Source organism: Rhizobium sp. RU36D, from assembly GCF_900176345.1.
GTDB lineage: Bacteria > Pseudomonadota > Alphaproteobacteria > Rhizobiales > Rhizobiaceae > Allorhizobium.
Window position 1 is genome coordinate 40,670 of record NZ_FWXU01000023.1, and the last position, 20,151, is coordinate 60,820.

The 20,151-nt window shown below is 62.6% G+C and carries 14 protein-coding genes; 2 read left to right on the top strand and 12 right to left on the bottom strand.

Annotated elements, in window-relative coordinates; genetic code table 11:
• Position 1 precedes the first annotated feature (1 nt).
• Positions 2–1,435 carry an FAD-binding oxidoreductase gene (locus B9A97_RS22640; protein WP_084368134.1) on the bottom strand — a complete coding sequence of 478 codons (1,434 nt, stop codon included), beginning with the start codon at positions 1,433–1,435 and terminating at the stop codon, positions 2–4.
• Positions 1,436–1,595: 160 nt separating this feature from the next.
• Between B9A97_RS22640 and B9A97_RS22645 the strand changes: the two genes are divergently transcribed.
• Positions 1,596–2,354 (top strand): FadR/GntR family transcriptional regulator, encoded by a 759-nt coding sequence (locus B9A97_RS22645; protein WP_084368095.1) that lies wholly within the window; start codon positions 1,596–1,598, stop codon positions 2,352–2,354.
• Positions 2,355–2,405: 51 nt separating this feature from the next.
• Positions 2,406–3,401, top strand: a complete 996-nt coding sequence (locus B9A97_RS22650) for an acrylyl-CoA reductase (NADPH) (protein ID WP_084368096.1) — start codon at positions 2,406–2,408, stop codon at positions 3,399–3,401.
• Between the two features lie 44 nt (positions 3,402–3,445).
• Here the strand turns inward: B9A97_RS22650 and B9A97_RS22655 are convergent, their stop codons facing one another.
• From B9A97_RS22655 to B9A97_RS22705, 11 genes are all read right to left on the bottom strand, one after another.
• Complete coding sequence (locus B9A97_RS22655; RefSeq protein WP_084368097.1) at positions 3,446–4,552, bottom strand: beta-galactosidase BglB; 1,107 nt, start codon at positions 4,550–4,552, stop codon at positions 3,446–3,448.
• Between the two features lie 24 nt (positions 4,553–4,576).
• Entirely contained in the window at positions 4,577–7,087 is a 2,511-nt protein-coding gene (locus B9A97_RS22660) for a hypothetical protein (protein WP_084368098.1), read from the bottom strand.
• The gene (locus B9A97_RS22665) at positions 7,084–8,361 is read right to left on the bottom strand and encodes an HAD family hydrolase (protein ID WP_084368099.1); all 1,278 of its coding nucleotides are present in this window, start codon (positions 8,359–8,361) and stop codon (positions 7,084–7,086) included. Before B9A97_RS22665 ends, B9A97_RS22660 begins: the two co-directional genes overlap by 4 nt.
• Positions 8,361–9,407: an ABC transporter ATP-binding protein gene (locus B9A97_RS22670; protein ID WP_084368100.1), complete on the bottom strand. Its 1,047-nt coding sequence runs from the start codon at positions 9,405–9,407 to the stop codon at positions 8,361–8,363. The genes B9A97_RS22665 and B9A97_RS22670 overlap by 1 nt, the downstream gene beginning before the upstream one ends.
• Positions 9,404–10,450, bottom strand: a complete 1,047-nt coding sequence (locus B9A97_RS22675; protein ID WP_244564325.1) for an ABC transporter ATP-binding protein — start codon at positions 10,448–10,450, stop codon at positions 9,404–9,406. The genes B9A97_RS22670 and B9A97_RS22675 overlap by 4 nt, the downstream gene beginning before the upstream one ends.
• 22 nt (positions 10,451–10,472) lie before the next feature.
• Complete coding sequence (locus B9A97_RS22680) at positions 10,473–11,636, bottom strand: ABC transporter permease (protein WP_143530668.1); 1,164 nt, start codon at positions 11,634–11,636, stop codon at positions 10,473–10,475.
• A 6-nt stretch (positions 11,637–11,642) separates the two neighbouring features.
• A complete protein-coding gene (locus B9A97_RS22685) occupies positions 11,643–12,629 on the bottom strand; it encodes an ABC transporter permease (protein WP_084368101.1) in 987 nt (328 codons plus the stop codon).
• Positions 12,630–12,767: 138 nt separating this feature from the next.
• Entirely contained in the window at positions 12,768–14,669 is a 1,902-nt protein-coding gene (locus B9A97_RS22690; protein WP_084368102.1) for an ABC transporter substrate-binding protein, read from the bottom strand.
• 121 nt (positions 14,670–14,790) lie between these two features.
• Positions 14,791–15,834 carry a LacI family DNA-binding transcriptional regulator gene (locus tag B9A97_RS22695; RefSeq protein WP_084368103.1) on the bottom strand — a complete coding sequence of 348 codons (1,044 nt, stop codon included), beginning with the start codon at positions 15,832–15,834 and terminating at the stop codon, positions 14,791–14,793.
• Between the two features lie 10 nt (positions 15,835–15,844).
• Positions 15,845–17,077 carry a CehA/McbA family metallohydrolase gene (locus B9A97_RS22700; protein WP_084368104.1) on the bottom strand — a complete coding sequence of 411 codons (1,233 nt, stop codon included), beginning with the start codon at positions 17,075–17,077 and terminating at the stop codon, positions 15,845–15,847.
• A complete protein-coding gene (locus tag B9A97_RS22705) occupies positions 17,074–20,151 on the bottom strand; it encodes an alpha-mannosidase (RefSeq protein ID WP_084368105.1) in 3,078 nt (1,025 codons plus the stop codon). The genes B9A97_RS22700 and B9A97_RS22705 overlap by 4 nt, the downstream gene beginning before the upstream one ends.

The following is a 20,151-nucleotide window of genomic DNA, read 5'->3' on the forward strand; positions in this document are numbered from 1 at the left end:
CTCAGGCACTCCGCACCGATGGGGCAAATACCCGGCCCGGATTGAGGATACCCTTGGGATCGAAGGCCGCTTTAAGCCGCCGCATGGCGCCAATTTCCGCGGGGCTGCGCGCATATTGCAGCCAGTCGACCTTCTCAACGCCAATGCCATGTTCGGCCGAAACCCCGCCGCCGACAGCGGCGATGCGCGAATAGACGGCTTCGTAGGCCGCATCCTTCATCTTGGTCTGTACCATGTAGTGGAGATTGCCATCACCCATATGGCCGAAAATGAAGGTCCGTGCGGCCGGATCGAGCGCGGCGAGATCGGCCTCGGCGCCTGATATGAACTCCTGCATGCGCGACAACGGAACCGAGATATCGAAGCCCGGCATGTCGCCGAGGCTGAAGAGATAGTCGTTCAACCCGTCGCGGATCGCCCAGAGCGCGTTGAACTCGCGCAGCGAATTGGAGAGCACGACGTCGTCGGCAAGCCCGTCTTCCAGCGCCCGGCCCAAAGCGGCCTCGAAACGCTCATTGTCTTCGTCCGGCGCCTGGCCCTGGATCTCGACCATGGCATACATGCCAGCACCGGTCGCAACGGGCGGGCGAAGGCCGGAATAGGCAACCGACCCCTCGTAGACGCCGGGGAAAATCACCTCGAAGGCCGACAATATGCCGAAGAGCTCTACCCGCAACCGCTCCAGCAGATCCTGGGCCGCGGCCAGCGACGGCAGCGCCAGAAAGGCGACCCGCTCGATCCTAGGCTTGGCATGCAGCTTCAGGCAGGCGCGCGTCACCACGCCAAGCGTTCCCTCGGTGCCGATGAACAGCGGCCCCAGGTCATAGCCCGAATTGTCCTTGGGCAAGCCCTTGAGCGAGGTCAGAACCGTGCCATCGGCAAGCACGGCCTCCAGGCCCATGACCTGGGCACGGAACATGCCGTAACGCAGGACGCGAATACCGCCGGCATTGGTGGCGATGTTGCCGCCAACAGTCGCGCTGCCGCGCGAGCCGATGTCGACGCCGAAGAACAATCCCGCATCGCTGGCCGCCTGCTGGACCGTCTGCAAGGGCGTGCCCGCACCGGCAATCAGCGTCTGGCTCTTGGGATCGAAGGATTCGATGCCGGACAGCCGCTCCAGCGAGAGCGACACCTCCCCCGCCTGGGGTGCGGCACCGCCGCAAAGACCGGTGCGCCCGCCCTGTACGACCAGCGGCTGGCCAAGATCGTTTGCGGCGGACAGAATGGTGGATACGTCTGCTGTGTCGCGCGGGCGCAGAACCAGCAGCGGCCTCGTGCCGCGAAAGCTGGCATCACCGGCATAACCCTCGGAAACCGCATCCCCGCGCAGGATTGCGGCGGCATCCAGTTTGCCTTCCAGGCGGGCAACAAGACGATCAGTGTGGATGGAAGATCCACCCTCCCGGCGGCCTGTCTCGCCTCGACCCGGCATGATGCCGGACGCATCCAAATGCATCGTCGTTCCCCTTGCCGTTTGCGGCTTGATCAAAGGTTATTCCCATTCCCCTATTTGTCAAACCTATATTTAAAAAGCTGTGGCTTTTTGCCCGGGACCATGGCATCAAGGTTGTGACGACAGGGGAAGGGGCGACATGATCCTCAAATATGACGAAGTGGTGCGAACCGGCATCGCCAAGCAGGTTGCCGACAACATCCGCTCCGCGATCATGGACGGGCGGTTGAAGGTGGATGAGCGCCTGCCGACCGAGGAGGATCTTGCCCGCAGCTTCGGGATATCCCGCCCCACGGTGCGCGAGGCGCTGAAGCGCCTGGCGGCGCAAAACCTCATTCATTCAAAGCGCGGACCGACGGGCGGCAATTTCGTCAAGCGGCCCGATCCGGAAGGCCTGTCCAAGGCCATTACCGGTGCAGCCACCCTGCTGGTCGGCGTCGGGGCTTTCGATATCGATGAAATCATCACCGCGCGGCTTGAGACCGAAACCGTCTGCTGCCGGCTGGCCAGCCGCAGCCGCAGCGATGCAGATCTTGCCGCCATGGAAGCCGAGATCGCGGTTCAGCTGGACGAAAAGATCAGCGACGAGGATTTCTGCGCCTCCGACGTCCGCTTCCACCGGGCGCTGGTGGAATCCACCGGCAATGGGCCGTTGAAGCTGATGATGTACACCGTGATCGAGGCCTTCATCCCGATCACCAACATGATCGTCTTCCGCGTGCGGGAGCGGCGCCATGTCGCTTCGCTGCACCAGGAAATCGTGGATGCCGTCCGCGACCGGGACGATGCCAAGGCAACCGACACCCTGGCGCGGCTTCTGGCCTATGTCCGGGACAGCTACTCGGCGGTGCTGGATGCGCGCGCGCGGCGCGATCTCGAAGCCTCCCCGTCATCGTAAACCCCCATAGAGAAACTGGCAATCCAGACAGAAAAAATGGAGATGAAATCCATGACCGACACATTCAGCGCCATGGTGATCGACACCGTCGACGGTAAGCCCAGGGGTGCGATCCGGGACCTGACGAAGTCGGAGCTTCCCGACCATGACGTCCTGGTCGAAATTGCTTATTCCACTCTGAACTACAAGGACGGCCTGGCCATCTCCGGCAAGGGCAAGATTGCCCGGCGAATGCCGATGGTCGGCGGCGTCGATCTGTCGGGCACCGTGATCGAATCCCGCTCTGCGGATTGGAAGCCAGGCGACAAGGTGATCGTCAATGGCTGGGGCCTGTCGGAAACCGAATGGGGCGGCTATTCCCGCTATCAGCGGCTGAAGCCGGAATGGCTGATCCGGCTGCCCGAGGCCTTCTCCCTGAAGCAGGCCATGGCCATCGGCACCGCCGGCTATACCGCAGCGCTCTGCGTCGATGCGCTGGAAAAATGGGGCACGATCAAGCCGGGCCAGGGCGAGGTTCTCGTGACAGGTGCGGCAGGCGGCGTCGGCTCGGTGGCCGTCGCCCTCCTGGCGGCGCGCGGCTATGTCGTCACCGCGTCCACCGGACGGCCGGAGACCCATGATTATCTCGCAGCCCTGGGCGCGACGAATTTCATCGACCGCGCCACGCTTCAGGAAAAAGGCGGACCGCTGCAAAAGGAACGCTGGACCGGCGGCGTCGATTCCGTCGGCTCCACGACGCTCGCCAACGCGCTGTCCCAGACCGTGCGCGGTGGCGCCATCGCCGCCTGCGGCCTTGCCGGCGGCGCGGACCTGCCCGGCACCGTCTTGCCGCATATCCTGCGCAGCGTCACGCTGATCGGGGTGGATTCCGTCATGGCGCCCATGGAACAACGCCTGTCCGCCTGGTCCCGGCTTGCCCGCGATCTCGACACCGCCAAGCTCGACAGCATGACCACGGTCGAGCCGATGTCGAAGCTGCCTGAACTGGCCGATGCCATCCTGGCCGGCCAGATCCGTGGCCGCGTGGTCATCGACGTCAAAGGCTGAGAGCGGCTCGCGCCCCGGCGCCGCACGATTCCTCGCGGAAAGGCTCAGATCTGGTGGCGGTGGTCACCAGCGTGTCGGGCGTCGCTCATGGCGCGCACCAGCAGCAGCATCACAAGCGCCTGACCGTAAGGCGCGGGCACATTGGGAATCTGGCGATAGAACTCGAGCGTATGACCCATCGGCGTTCCGTCCGAGACCTCCAGAACGATACCGCGGGCGTCGATGCGGGTCAGAACAGCCTCCAGCGCCCGTTCGGCAATCGGCCGATAGCTCTGGTCGACGATCCCCAGATCCATGCCGCGCAGGATGCCATAGGCGATGGCTGCGGTGGCCGATGTCTCCTCGGGTGAGGTCGGATCGCAGACGAGCGTATTGAACATGCCGTTTTCCCGCTGGTGCGCGGCGAGCGTCTTGAGCTGCGTCCCGAGAATATAGACGAGATGCCGCTTCAGGTGCTCGGGCACGTGATCAACAAGCCCAAAGAGTTCGGGAATGGCAACCGTGATCCACGAATTGCCCCGCGCCCAGAACGCCTTGGCGAAATTGTGCCGGCCATTGAAGGTCCAGCCGTGGTACCAGAGCCCGGTGACGGGATCGGCGAGATAACGCTCGTGGACGATAAACTGGTAGAAGGCCTCCTCGATCCAGTCCTGGCGGCCGAAACGCTGCCCGGCCCTGGCAAGGAACAGGCAGGTCATGAACAGCGTGTCATCCCACAGCTCGCCGTCGTTCATCCGCTCCTTGACGACATGCTGGAAACCGCCATCCTCCGTTTTGGCAAGGGAGGTGACGAGCCATTGTGCCCAATCGCGCACGAGCTCTTCCCAATCCGGCCGGTCGACATGATCGATCAGTATGCACAGCGGAAGCATCGGTGAACTGGAATTGACCTGCCGTGGCGGCAGGCCCCGGCCGATCTGCCAGTCATACCACCGCGCGATCGCCTCGATCAGGGACCGATCCTTGACGGCCTCCGCATGGCGCAGCAGGCCGTATATGCCCACGCCCACCTCCCAGTCCCATTCATCGAACTGAAGATTGTAGCCGCTGTCGGAAAGATCTGCGGTCTCGTTGATCCCCTTCAGTCTGGCAAGACCGACGGCGACACGGGACAGGGCTTCTGAAAGAACTTCGGGAGCGGGGAACAACATGGGTGAAAATCCTGGCTTTGAAGGCTAGAAGGAGACCGCGTCGATCCAGCGGATCATCGGGTCGATGCTTCGGTTGGGGAAAACATGAGGCTGGCCGTCAACGGAAAGCCCTTCGTTCCAATCAAGACTGAGAGATGGCCCATCGGCCTGCCGCACCAGCGCGCGACGCCCGTCACCGGACAATTCGAGGCGGGTGTTTGAAAGCTGCGAACGGAACCGCTTCAGAGCATCGGCATCGCCGCCTTCACCGACCACGGCGTACCAGGCGACATCAGTCCCATCCGCCCGGAACTCGACGCCGGTACCGGGCCCGGAGTCGACCGCGGCAATCGGACGGGTCGCCGTCAGCGCGGCATAGCCCTGACCGCTCCTGAGGATCAGCCAATTGTCATGGAGGATGACCTGGTCGAACGCAGTTTTTTCGACATAGGCATGGGTAAACGGCAGCCGCGCATCCGCGCCGAGATCGTAGAGCAGCAGGGCCGCATTGCCATATTGCGCAGCCCGCGGCATGGATCCGTTGCCGGCCCAGTAGGAGGGGCGCTGGTGACCCCAGGGATCGTCCTCGCCGGGATGGTTGATCCAGGCCTTGGCCAGGGGATTGGCGGCGAAACGGATATCAAGAACATGTTGCTGGTGGCCACGCCCACCCGGCTTCCCGTCCATGGTTGAGGACAGCTGGACGGCAGCGGTCTTGTAGAGCACCAGCCGCGCGGCCTCGTCGTGACCCTGGACATAATGGGCCATCAGCGCCTTGCCCTCGGGCGGATCGACGACATCCTGCGCTTGCGCCGGCGGCGAATAGGACCCCGCAGCGAACATCGGGAGGGCGGCGACGCCATCATTCAGCCAGCCCTGGCCGAAGGCGACGGTGGCAAACGGCGCAAGTTCCGTCAGCGGGCCTGCACGCAATTCCTTATCATAGGCCCGACCCATGGTGCCGGCGGGCACGCCGCCCAGCGTGTGCAGACCGATCATGAGGAACAGCCGGTCCAGCAGCCGTCGTGCCCGATCCCGGATCACGCCATCGGCCAGATGCTCAAGCGCAAGCAGCCCGATGAAATCGATCGGGTAGTAGGCTGCCGAGTTCCATTCGGCGAGACCATGGGCCTCGACGGAATCGAACCAGTGCATCAGCCGGGTTTCGGCGAGCGCGGCCTGCTCACGACCTGGGCACCCAGAGCATTCGAACCGCCGCTCCGGATAGAGGCGACCGGCCAGATATTGCGAGACATGGAAGCACAGCACATGGTTCTCGCTCCAGAACCACATCACGTCATTGCCCGGTTCATCCACCCAGTAGCGATAGTTGAGAATGCTCCGGTCGATATCCGTCATCAGATCGGCCGGCACCCGGTCACGGTAGCAGGCTGCGACCCAAAGCAAGGGGACCAGGACGAAGTCCGAGCAATCCCGGCGCTCGTCGATGGCAGCCAGCGTATTGCCAATGATCTCGCGAAACGCATCGTCGACGGCGCGGCCCGCAGCCAGGGCCGCAATCGCCCGCCCGGCGCGCAATTCGCCATGGCGCGCCATGTAGTCGATTGCGATCGCCTTGCGCTCGGCAAGCGACAGCCCGCGCATGTCTCGCGGCGCATCCTTGAAGGTCGCAAAGGCGATGTGTCGCTCGACCCGGGTTTCCCCCACCGAAAAGGTGAGGTTGAGCGCATGATAGCCGTCCTGCAGCGATTGTGCCCCATCGAGGGTCAGGCGGCGCTCCCCGGCCTTCAGTGTAGCCCTGGTATCGAGCAGCGGCGGCTTGCCGCGCATATGCACGCTGGGCAGGATCTGCGCCTTGACCTCGACGTCCATCCGCGCGGTCACGCCGAATTCGAGCACCAGCCGCCCATCCCCGACATGCATCGGGTCTGGCCGTACATCGGTCGCCAGGGCCTTGAGAAGGCCAATGATCTCCGGGGACACATCGACGGGCAAGTCAGCGCGCAGCGGCGCGGTTCCGAGATAGGTCAGTTCGAAGAACCACAGCGCATCACGCTCCGCCAGTTCCTCCGTCAGCACGACGACGTCGCTGCCGTCTGCCTTGAGCGCAAGCTCGATTTCGGTGACACTTTCCTTGTTGCGCTTGAAGGGTTCGAACCGGGCAGTGAGCACGCCATCGACCCAGACATGCACGCCGCCACAGGTCGAGAGCCTGAAACGGTGCGATCCCGCAGCCGTTGGCACGAGCCGGGTCCTGAGCCAGCGAGACAGGCGCGTTGGCCGATGCCAGAAGTCGGAGAATTCGACCCGTCGGTTGAAGCCGGGCAGGTAGAGCCCGGTGACCGCAAAGTCGTCCTGCAGCTCGACTGTCCGCGTGGCGACCTCCTTCCAGAGCGCAATCCGGCAGGGCAGATCACCGACATCGACGAAGCCGTTGATGAAGCGGTAGTTCACCCGATCTTCCGCCAAAGCGGGTTCACCGGGATAATAGGTCTGCACGCTGTCGCCCATGGCCCAGGCGGTGACGGAGCCGCCTGTTTCGACGACGAACCCCTCTGGCTCGGATAGCCGTTCGGCGGAAGAGATCGTCCTCATTCCGCGCCCTCCCGCGTCTCGACCGCCGTTGCCGGCAGCGCCAGCTCGATCTTCTCCAGCAGCGCCGGCAATTGGGTGATCTGCTTGATGGTCAGGCGTGGCCGCTCGTGGCGATGCCCAGGCTTGTGGGTCCGCCGCAGCGACCATGCGAGGAAGATGCTGATCAAACCGAAGCGATTGGCGCCGAGGATATCGCGCTCCAGATTGTTGCCGACCATGACCGTCCGTGCCCGATCGCTCTCGCGAAGGCCGAGCGCATCGAATGCGGCGTCGAACATCAGCGGAGACGGCTTCAAGGCGCCGACATCGCCCGAAATGACATGGGCCTCGAAGCTCGACCAAAGCCCATGCTGGCCGAGCAGGTTCTCGAATGTCGCACGAGGCCCATCCGCCACCAGCGCCAGCCGATGCCCGGCCGCCACCAGCTCCTGCAGCATGGCATCCGCGCCGGGAATGAGCTTGCCGGATGTCACCACATCGGTTCCCGGCAGTTTCACCTCGGTCGACTCATCGACGAGGGTGTCGCCGCAGTCCAGCAACACCGCTGCCAGATGCGGCACGGTCGTCGGCAGTTGCGCCGTCAGCGCCGCGAACCGCTGCGGGATCCAGGATTTAAGCGCAGTCCAGGGCAGAAGCTCAGGCTCGGACGCAGGACCCCGTTCGGCAAATTCCCAGGCCGGCTTGAAGGCTGCCCGCTTAAGATGAAGACGTGCGAGCCTTATTTCATAACGCGAGGCCGCGATCAGCCCCGCTTCTGAAAACAGGTTGGAGAGATGGATGCCCTCCTCGCCGGCAAACGAGCCGCACATAGCATCGACGACCACGCCCGCTTCATGCCGCATCGCGTCGCGATCGGCCCAATGGGCATGTTTGCCCGGCTCGACGAACAGCACCGGTCGCGGCCCCTGGAGCGGGATTGAACCATCCGGCCGCCGCATGGTCAGGCGTGCCCCATGACGCGATGCCTTGACCGCGATGACCGCGCCCTCGGCATCGAGATGCACCCAGACGTGTTCGAGGTCGTAGAGATGCTGTATGTCCCAGTCATACCAGATCGCATATTCGATCACGCTGCCCGTGCCGGGGCGGATCCGGAACTTCGATGACACCGATTTCGCCGGTTCGCGATAAAGCGTGTATCCAAGCGCGACAGGTGCGAAGGGTTCGTTGGCATCGAGCTGGAAGACAGGCCGATGCCGCATGGCCAGGGCATGATCGGCCTCGGCAACGGGAGACGAAAGAAAATCGGACGGGGATGGGGCGTGCGCGTTCATCAGTTGCCCACTCCCACGAGATCGAGGCTCTCGGCATGATGGCAGCGCACCTGCCGGCCACCCGGCATGGACCTGAGCTCAGGCGTCTGCGTGCGGCAGGCCTCGTCGGCATAGGCGCAGCGCGGATGGAAGGGACAACCGCTCGGCACATTCATCGCGTCGGCGATCTCGCCCTTCAAGGGCACGCGCTTGCGGGCGCGGTTGCCGCGCGGATCGGGTTGCGGCACGGCCGCCAGCAGTGCTTCCGTATAGGGATGCAGCGGCTTGGCGAACATCGCATCCGTCGGCCCGACCTCCATCAAGCGGCCGAGATACATCACGCCGACACGGTCCGAGATATGCTCGACCATGCCAAGGTCATGGGTAATGAAGAGATAGGTAAGGCCGAGCTTCTCCTGCAGGTCCTGCATCAGATTGATGTTCTGCGCGGCCACGGACACATCGAGCGCCGAGACGGCCTCATCCGCCGCAATGAAGCTCGGATTGAGGGCCAATGCCCGGGCAATGCCGATGCGCTGGCGCTGGCCGCCCGAAAAGGCATGGGGATAGCGCATGACATATTCAGGACGCAGACCGACCAGCCCCAGCAATTCCGACACGCGGTCCTTGATCTCCGCCGGCGTGCCCATGCCGTGGATGACCAGCGGCTCGCCGACGAGTTCAAGCAGGCGCATGCGCGGATTGAGCGAGGAATACGGATCCTGGAAGATCATCTGCATTTCACGCCGTATCGACCGCATCTCCCGGTCGCCCAGACGGGTGATGTCGACCACCTCGCCGCTCTCCCGCCGAAACAGGATTTCCCCTTCGGTCAGGTCATAGGCCCTGAGGATCAGCCTTGCGATCGAAGACTTGCCCGAGCCGCTTTCGCCGACCAGACCGAAGGTCTCACCCTTGCGGATATCGAAGGAGATGTCATCGACCGCCTTGATGGTCGCGACCTCCTTGCGCTTCCAGCCTTCGTAGATGGGAAAATACTTCTTCACGCCGCGAACGGAGATCAGCGTATCCTTGTCCAGGCCTTCATGGATAGGCGCGGTCATCATGCGAACTCCGCCACAGGTACGATCTCGCCGGCGAAATGACAGCGTGCGCGCTGGCCGCTGGCGAACTGGATGTCATCCGGGAGGGTGGTGTCACAAATCCCCGCAACCCCGTGAAGGCAGCGCGGATGGAAGGAGCAGCCAGCCGGGACGTTGTAGGGGTCTGGCACGACGCCAGCGATGGTGCGCAGGCGGTTGCCATGGCTCTTTCCAAGGCGTGGAATGGATTGCAGCAGCGCCTGGGTGTAGGGATGCTTGGGCTCGTAGAAGATTTCGTCCACCGTACCGGTCTCGACGACGCGGCCGAGATACATGACGGCGACGCGATCGGCGATGTCTGCCACCACGCCAAAGTTATGCGTGATGAACACGATTGCCATTCCAAGTTCCTGCTGCAGCGACTTCAGAAGCTCCAGGATCTGCGCTTCGGTCGTCACGTCCAGCGCCGTGGTCGGCTCGTCGGCAATCAGCAGCGACGGATCACAGGAGAGTGCGAGCGCGATCATGGCGCGCTGGCGCATGCCCCCGGACAGATGATGCGGATAGCGATCGACGATATCGGCGGGCCGCGGCATCTGCACCCGCGTCAGAAGCTCGATCGCCTGGTTGCGGGCTTCGGCCTTCGATACCTTTCGATGCAGCATGACCGTGCGCATGATCTGCGTGCCGATGGTGTGCACCGGCGAGAGCGCCGTCATCGGCTCCTGGAAAACCATGCCGATCTCGCCGCCGCGGATCTCGCGCATCTGGCGTCCCTGCCAGTCCAGGTCAGAGATGCGGACCTCCTCGCCATTACCACGGCGGAAACGGATGGTGCCATGGGCATTGATGGCGCTGCGTGGCTGGAGCCGCATGATCGACCGGGCGGTGACGGATTTTCCCGACCCGCTTTCGCCGACGATACCCAGCACCTCGCCCTTGTTGACGTGGTAGGAAACGCCGTTGACCGCCCTGACGAGACCGTCGCGTGTGGGGAAATGCACGCCGACATTGTCGAGTTCGAGAAGCCTCTCGGGTGGCATGGGGTTACCGCTGATTTTGTTCATGGATTGCATCGGTCACCCTCCCTCATTGACCATAGGGATCGGCCGCATCGCGCAGGCCATCACCGATGAAATTGAACGCGAGGACGACCAGCACCACAGCAACACCGGGGGCGAGCAGCCAGGGCGCCATCGAGATCGAGCGGAGGTTCTGGGCGTCCTGCAGCAGCACGCCCCAGCTGACGACGGGCGGCCGAAGGCCGAGACCGAGGAAGCTCAGAGCCGTTTCGCCGAGGATCATTTCCGGAACCGCAAGCGTCAGCGCGGCAATGATATAGCTCGTCATCGCCGGCAGCATGTGGCGCGTCACGATCCGGTATTCGGAAGCACCCGCCAGTCGCGCCGCCAGCACGTAGTCTTCCGTCTTCAGGGACAGGAAGCGGCCGCGCACGACGCGGGCAAGATGGGTCCAGCCGATAAGCGACAGGATGAGCGTGATCAGCACATAGACGAAGATCGGATCCCAGGCGATCGGCAGGGCTGCCGCCAGCCCCATCCATAGCGGGATCGTCGGGATCGAGCGGATGAACTCCATCAGCCGCTGGATCGCGGAGTCGATCCGGCCGCCGTAATAGCCGGAGATTGCACCTAGTGCGAGACCCAGAACGAAGGCGAAGGCAACACCGACAAGGCCCGCCGATAGCGTGACCCGGGCACCATGGATGAGCCTGGAGTAAAGATCGCGACCGAGCGAGTCCGTCCCGAGCAGATTGATCTGCTGGCGGCGATCATCGACACCGAAGAGCCTCAAGCGCGTCTCGACCAGGCCGAAGAAGCTGTAGGGCTCGCCCTGCACGAAGAACCGGATCGGCAGAACCTTGCTCGTATCTTCTCCATAGATGACCCGGGCTGTCTCCGGATCCCGCGTGCGCTTCAGGGCATATATGAAGGGCCGCTGCAATTCACCCTCATGCATGATCCGCACCGTGCTCGGCGGCGCCAGCGTATTCAGGCGGTTGATGGTGAACGGCGCATAGGGCGTGAAGAAATGCGCAAAGATCGCCAGTATCGAGAGGATGATCATGAAGACCAGCGAGACAACCGCCAGCTTGTGCTTGCGGAAGCGCCACCAGACCAGCGTCCAGGGCTTGGCTGTATAAAGACTTTCATCGCGAAACTCCTCTTTCGGAGCAAGCGGCGGGACGCGGGGCGTGTGCATCGGGGATGAGAGGTTCTGGATATCGGTCATGGGGCCTCACGAAAACCGGATGCGCGGATCGGACATGGCAAGCAGAATGTCCGACAGCACCGTGCCGATGACGGTGAAGACGCTGAGAATGAGGATGAAGCTGCCCGCGAGATACATGTCCTGCATCTTGAGTGCCTGCAGCAAAAGCGGGCCGGTCGTCGGCAGGTTCAGCACCACGGCGGTGATGACGTCACCGGAGAAGAGCGCCGGCAGGGCCCAGCCAACAGTCGAAATGAAGGGGTTGAGGGCAACGCGCACCGGATAGCGCCAGACGACGGTGCGTTCGCTGAAACCCTGCGCATAGGCCGTTTCGACATAGGGCTTGCGCAACTCGTCCAGCATGTTGGCACGCATGACGCGGATCAGGCCTGCCGCGCCACCGGTGGCCAGCACCACCAGCGGGATCCAGATATGCGTCAGCATGTTGAGGAACTTGTCGAAGTCCCAAGGACGATCCTGGAATTCCGGCGATACCAGTCCACCGACATCGAGGTTGAGCCACACGAAGCTCATCCACATCAGGACCAGCGCAAGGAGAAAGTCCGGAACGCCCTTGCCGAGAAAGCCGAACACCGTGAAGACGTAGTCGAACACCGAATACTGGCGGGTCGCGGAGTAGACGCCGACGGGGATGGCGATCATCCAGGTGAAGATCATGCTCAGCGTCGAGATCGCCAGCGTCAGCCCCAGGCGGTCCCAGATCAGGTCGCTGACCGGAGCATTCCATTCGAGCGAGCGGCCGAAGTCACCATAGAAGATGATGTTGGAGATCCAGCGCCAGTATTGCAGCAAAATCGGGTCGTTCAGGCCGTATTGCTGACGCATCAGCTCTTCCTGAAGCTCGGTGATGTATTCGCCACCACTGCGCAACTGTGCGGCATAGGCCGATACAAAGTCGCCCGGCGGCAGCTGGATGATGACGAAGGCGATGAAGGAGACGAAGAGCAGCGTGGGTATAGCCCACAGCAGTCGCCGGACAGCATAGCCGAGCATACGCATTTCCTCTGATTGCCGACCTCTGAGCGCGGTGGCAGTGTCAAATCGCGTTCTGACGCGACAAACCCGTGAACATGGATGGGATCGGAGGCCCGCCGCCCAAGGGAATAGGCGGAGGGCCTCCAAGCGTTCAGATTAGGGCTTCATCCACATCTGCTGGGTCCCGCCAAGACCGATGCCACGCGTGATGTCATCTTCGATCAGGCCGTCGCGCATGTTCTTGAAGTCGTTCTTCGCGATGGCGATGGCCGGAGATTCGCCGACGATCCCGATGACCCAGCCCTGCTTGACGAAGGTGTCGATCAGCTGGTTGAGGGCAGCATCGGCGGCCTCGCGGGTGGGAGCCTTGGCAGCGGCATCCCAGCTTTCGAAGATCTTGCGGATCGGATGGTCAGCCGGCGGCTCGATGCCTGAGGCACCCTTGGTCGAGTACCAGATGTAGTACTGGTTGGCGTAGCTATCATTGCCCATCATGATGCGCGGGTCGGCCGCCACGACCGAAAGCCGGTCGAAGGGATACCACTGCATCTGGAACTCATTGTTGTCGCGGCTCGCATCCCACTGGGTGCGGTCAATCAGGCGCGGCAGCAGTTCAACCCCGATCTGCTTGAAGTTGTCGGCGACGATTTCCATGGTCTTGGGGCCATTGGCATGCTGCATTTCGACCACGATCGAGAGGCGCTTGCCATCCGGACGCAGGCGGTAACCGTCATTGTCCTTCTTGTCCAGGCCGATGCCATCAAGCAGCTGGTTTGCCTTGTCCGGATCGAACTCCGCCCAATGGGTCTCCAGCTCTTCGCTGTAGTTGGGCGAACCTGTCACAGGCGATGCCTGGCGCGCCTCGGCGAGGCCGGTAAACAGGAGTTCGTTCACCGTGTCGCGGTCAATTGCGATGCTCAAGGCCTGGCGGAAGTCGGAATTGTCATAGAGACCGCGCAGCACCTCGTCCTTGACGTTGAGGTTCGGGACCAGCGACCAGGTCTGGGCCTGGTTCCAGCGGTAGACCTTGTAGTCACCCTTGGTCTCGTTTTCCTTGTAGAACGTGTAGTCCTGCGGCTCGACATAGCGCATCTGCATGTCGATCTGCCCCTGCACGATCATCAGGTTAAAGGCTTCCTGCTCGCTGAAGAGGCGATGCGAGATGCGGTCGATATAGGGCAGTTGGTTCCCCGCCTGATCGACGGCGTAGTAATAGGGATTGCGGACCATCGTCACGACGTCGGATGGAGCCGGCGTTTCGATCTTCCAGGCGGTGATGACCGGCAGGTCAGGATTTTGCCACCAGGCGGTCGCTGCACCCTTCGAGCCCCACAAATCCTGCCACTTCTCGACGCCGAACTTCTTCACCGCCGCGTCCAGCTCGTCCTTGGAGGCGTATTTGTTGTTGAACTGCTTCAGGTAGTGCTTGGGGAAAAGGAAGCTCGGGCGATCGAGGCTCGGCTCACCGGTGGAGTCCTTGGCGAGGATTTCCAGGAAATAGACATAGGGGTCTTCGAAGCTGACCTTGAAGGTGCGGTCATCCACGACCTCGAGCTTCATCGGCTTGCCGCCGGGCGCGAGCGTCTGGTCGATGGATGCCAGCAGATCCTTGTTGAGGAAAACGTCGTTATACCAGAACTGGACATCCTCGGTGGTCACCGGATGACCGTCGGACCATTTCAGGCCCTTGAGCAGGGTAAAGGTGAAGGTGCGGGAATCCTCGCTGACCGAATAGGACTCGACATAGCCGGGCACCAGCGAGAGCTTGCCGTCCGCACCCATGTGCCACTTGACCACGCGCTCTTCCATCAGCTTGGTCGGACCCCAGCGGTCGCCCGGACCCTTGTAGGCGCGCTGCCAGTTGCCGCCATACTGGCCCACCTCGACAGCGTTCACCACCGTCGGCTTTTCCGGCAGGCGCTGCTCGACCGGCGGCAGCTTGCCCGCCTTCACCTGCTCCTGAAGCATCGGCGATTCATTGAAGGCCCAAGCCGAGCCGGCCAGGCAGCAGCTCATCAAAACCGACAGCAGCCCTATTGAAATTTTTTCATTACGCATATCGTCTCCTCCCAGATAACGAAAAATTTTTCGCGTATTTCGCCCTTAGACCCGCGATATCGGCAGAATTATACAGTGATACGGCAAAATCAAGATAAAAATATTTTCATTGATACTGCAGCTAAATGGGCTTGGCGCTTTCGCGTTCTATCAGCTTGCAGCCCAATTCTATGCGGCAGGGCGGATGATCTGGACCGAAGACAGAAAGCCGATTTTCCAGCGCCTGGAGCGCCAGCACCGCCATTTCCTGCAGCGGCACCCGCACCGTTGTGAGCGGTGGCCGGGTCAAGTCTCCGAGCGCCACGCCGTCAAACCCCACTACGGCGATCTCCTCGGGCACCTTGACGCCATGGGCGTGAAGGGCGGCAAGCGCCCCGACCGCGAGGTTATCGGAGGCACAGAAGATTGCGGTGGTGCCTTTAAGCCCGTCCTTTTCTGCCAGCAGGAGGGCGATTGCGGCTTCCCCATCTGCGGGATTATAGCCTTGGGCGACATGGACCCGTCCGAATTCGAGCGGCAGCTGCCGCTCGCGATAGGCATCGAGAAAGCCGTCGACACGCCGGGTAATCGTTCCGCGACCCCGCCAGGTGAGATGCAGGATCTGCCTGTGACCGTGCGAGAGCAGCCATTCTGTGGCAAGCCGGGCCGCATAGCGATTTCCGGGCGTCACCGTATCCACCGACATCGACGGGTCTTCCCCGTTGAGGAGGACGACCGCCAGGCCTGAGGATGCGAGCGCGCGCAGGAGTTTCGGATTGTCGTCGTAAACCAGGATGACGCCATCGGCATAGACGGCCTTCGCCCCGTCAATGATCTCCTGCGCATTCAGCGTTTCGCCGCCCGCATGGGCAACGACCCGCACACCGCGCCGCTCGCATTCCCGGGTCAGCGACGTCAACAGCGTCCAGGAGAAGAGATTGGTGTCGACATGCGGGATATTGCCGGGAGGCACGGCCAGATAGACGGTCGATAGCGAGGCGATCGAGCCCTTCTGCTGTCGCCTCGCCAGATAGCCGAGCCGCCGGGCCGCATCGAGCACCCGACTTCGGACTTCCGGTGAGATCGACGCGGTTCCATTCAAGACGTGGGAGACGGTGCTGAGCGCGACACCCGCCTCGCGCGACACATCCTTTATCCCCACTTTCGGTCTGTCTGACGTGTCCATGGTCCAAGCATCATTCGGTGTAGAAGGGATTGGTGAACAGGCGCGCCTCGCTGCCGTGCCAGACCTCGAAACGGAGGAACCGGCCATCGAGCCGCGCCTCGACGGTCTGCCGGCTCTCGCGCGGCTGAATGCTTTCCACCGTGCCGCGCTCGTCGATCACGCGGATCTCGTCGCCGTGAGAAAGCCCGTCGAAGGCGACGGCAACCGTGGTGCCGGAGGCGATCCGCGATCCGAAATCGGGATGGTCCTCGCCGGCCGGTTCGGCCTTGAGATCATGGGGCGAGAAACTCACGACATTGCGCCCGGCCCGCACGGCATCCAGAATATCCGAAATCGCGCATCCCGTCACAACAAGCCGGTTGCTCGGATGGCCGTGCCGGCGGCGGTTCTTGAGATGAAAATCACTGCCGCCGGTGATCGGGATCCGGCGACCCGCCACCAGCAGTTCCTGCCAGAAGGCGAGCGCCTGCTCGTTCATCGGCGTCCAAAGGCCGTTCCAGATCTCCAGGGCATCGAAGGGGGCTTCGAACCCGGCTTGCCATTTGCCACCGGCAGAGTTCTGGAAGGGGTGGTTGATGACGATCGTCGCGCCATTGGCCCGCGCCTCGGCCATGCGATCCACCACGTCTTCCGGCCGACGGCAACGCCAATCCGCAACCGGCTGTGCGAGCCCGAGGAAATTCGTGTGTCCAAAAAACGAGGTGAGTTCCATGGCCGGGATCACCAGGATCCCCGGATCATCGGGCCGGATGGTGTTTTGCGAGATGGTGTTGTGATCGGTGATCGCCAGAAAATCCAGGCCGCCGGCCCGGGCCCGGTAGATGGCATCGAGCACCGTCACGCCCCCATCGGAATGCTCCGAATGGCTGTGCAATTCGCCGACGAGCCAGCGCTTGCGTTTGCGGATCAGCCGGATCTTCAGATCGACCTTGCAGGCCGGACCGATCTTGACGATGCCGAGAACGGCATGCCACGCGCCTTGCAAAGGTCCGCAATCGTAGCCTGGTGTTGCCCTGTCTTCCTCGATCGTGATGAAGCCGCGCTCCGAACCGCTCCAGCCCCGCATACGACCATTCTGGGCAACCCCGAGGTCGATCACACTGCCGCCACCGCCGAAGGGGAAATGATAGGCGACCTCGATCCGTTCGATATCCGCCCCAACCTCGAAGGGGATCTCGATGAAGGATTTCTCCCCATCCGGAAAAGCGTCGATGGTGATGTTGATTTCCTGGTCGATGCTCACGTGGCGCTCCTCCCCAGTTTCAGGCTTATGATTTCGAAGGGTTTGAAGGGGATCTGCAGACAATGATCCTCAACCGGCCAGGCATTGATCGGATGTTCCAGCAGGTCGATCAGAGCCGCCTGGGTGATGTCTGACGCCAGCTCGATCCTGGCTGCGCGGTGTCGACCTGTTGTCTCCCACAACCGCACCACGATGCCGCTGCCGTCCTCCGCCTCTTTCACAGCCTCGACGGCAATACCGTCAGTCCTGATGTGAAGGAGAGAGCCGTCGTTTAGTCTCGGATCAGAGGTCGGCTGGCCCGCGATCAAGCGTAGCGGAAGATTGAAGTCTTCGGCCGCCCGATGCACGACATCCTTGTCCCCGTCATGCACCTTCAGGGCATAGCGGAACCGGTGCTCGCCCTGATCGGCCTCGGGCCAAGGATAGGTCGGCGACCGCAAGAGCGTCAGCCGGATATCCGTTCCCCGTGCGTCGTAGCCGTATTTGCTGTCATTGAGAAACGCGACGCCGAAATCCGGCTCGGTGACATCGACCCAGCGCTGCATGACACATTCGAAGCGCGCCTTGTCCCAGGACGTGTTGCGATGGGTGGCGCGACGCACATGGCCAAACTGGATTTCGGCATCGACGGCAGCGGCATGCAGTTCAAGCGGAAATGCGGTTTTCACCAGCGTGTTATGCTCGTGCCACTCCACAAACGTGTCGAATTCCACCTGCCGGGCATCGGCTTCGAGGGATACCACCTGCACGATGCGGGACTTTTCGTAACGCCATTCGAGCCGGATGGCAGCCCGCAGCGGCCCGCGCTCCACCACCTCGACGCTTACCAGATCGTCGATTTCATACACCTGATCCTCGAAATCGGAATCGATGTCCCAGGCGTCGTATTCGGCCGGACGATCACGAAACGCCTGCAGGCGATTGCCGGCGTGTCCCGGTTTCAGGATCGCACGTCCGCTGAGCCGGTCCATCAGACGCTCGATCCGTCCGGCGGCGTCGAAATGGACCTCCAGGTGACGATTGGCCAGACGACGCTCGGAGACCTCCAGTGCCTCCATGCCCTGAGGCTCCGCCACGGCGCCATCAAGCGGCACGATGGAGAGCGGTGCTGCGCGCTCCACCCAGACAGCTTGTTCCTGCGTGCCGTCGGCCCTGGTCAGCATCTGCTGTGCAGGCACGTCGAGGCGGGGTGATGTGAGCAATCCACCACGCAAGCGCCCGGTGGCGTTGAGCACGCCAGGTCCTTGCAGCAACACCGATGCCAGCTCCGCGGCCAGTGCTTCGGCCTCGATGAAGAAGGCCTCGTAGTCGCGGTCGCTATCCTCATAGACCGCGCCAATGGATGAACCGGGCAGGATGTCGTGGAACTGGTTGAGCATCACGATATCCCAGAGACGCCTGAGCCGTTGATGCGGATAGGCGTGACCGGCAGCGCGCTGTGTCAGGACGGCCATCAATTCCAGTTCGCGCAGGGCGATCTCGGCCAGGCGATTGAAGCGCTTGTTCTTCGCGACCGAGGTCAGCGTGCCCCGATGGAATTCCAGATAGAACTCCCCGACCCAGGTCGGATAATTCTGCGGGTTAGCTTTCATCTGCGCAATCAGCCGTTCGAAGAAGGGCCTCATGGCCCCGTGCTCGACTCTGGGGCAGCCGGGAATGCCGCGCTCCATGCGGCGGATGTTGTGGAGCATCTCGCGTGTGGGTCCGCCGCCGCCGTCACCATGGCCATAGACCAGGAAGAGTTCGCCGCCGATGCGCTGCTGGCCGTAGCGCTTCCATGTGCCCATCACATGGGTGGGCTTCAGGTTCGGGCAGTAGGTCGTGCCGATGCTCTTCGTGTCATAGGGCTGGGTCGTCAGGAAATAGGCGACCACCTGGCTGCCATCGATCCCCTGCCAGAACAGCTTTTCCTCCGGCATGCGGTTGGTGTCGTTCCAGGAGAGCTTGTGGGTGACGAAGCTGTCGAGCCCGGACTTTGCCATCAGCTGCGGCAGTGCCGCCGTGTAGCCGAACGTATCCGGCAGCCAAACCATGCGTGGCCTGATGCCGAAGGTCTCCTGATGATAGCGGACCCCATAGAGGATGTGGCGGACGAGCGCCTCGCCGCCCGCGATATTGACGTCAGGCTCCAGCCACAACGCCCCCTCGATCTCGAACCGCCCCTCCGAGAACTGGCGACGAATGCCGTCGAAAAGTTCCGGATAGTCTTCCCGCAGGTAGTCGAGCAGGACACATTGATTGTACATGAAGCGGTAGTCGGGAAATTCGTCCATTAGCGACAGCATGGTGGCCATGGACCGGGCCATCTTCTGCCGTGTTTCCCGCACCCGCCAAAGCCAGGCGACGTCGATATGCGTGTGCCCGGTCGCGACGACAACAGGCTTTTCCTCGAAATCGCCGGTCTCATAGATCCGGGCTGCGATGGCGCGCGCGACGGAGAGCGAACGGGAGAAGCGCTGTGGGTCACCAGGGCGAAGATCGATGGCATCAACTGCCTCTTCCACCACCCGCAGGATGAAGTGCCGGCGTGCATCGTTCTCATCCAGCAGCCGCGCCACATCGAGCGGCACGCGCAGATCGTAATAGACCTCCTCGACCTCAGGATCGTGGCGATGCAGCGAAACCCCGAACCCGATCTGGCGCCGATCCTCGATCGTGCCTGCTTCGATCAGGATGTCATGGATCCGGCCCGGCGCTGCATCCAGGTCCAGCGGAAACTCGCGGTGGTTTGCGTCACCGCCCTGCACGATCCGTCCATCGACCCGAACGAGGCATTGCGGATCACTCCGCCCCATCACGTTTCCGAAGGCCGCCTCGATGCGGCCGAAGAGCCTGCTGCCCTCGGTTCCCTCCGGCAGGACCACCTGGCCGCCGAACCAGAAATAACCGTCCGGCTCGCCCCAGATATGGTCGCGTCCGACAGGCGTCCAATCCGAACGATCGGAGGCCACCATGGCCGCACGCTCATGCGATGTGGCCTGGCGGTAGACCAGCGGGACCTGCACGCCGGTCGGCTGGAAGATCTGTTCGGCCAGGACCGAAAGAAGCTTGTCGAGCTTGCGGATGGTCTTCAT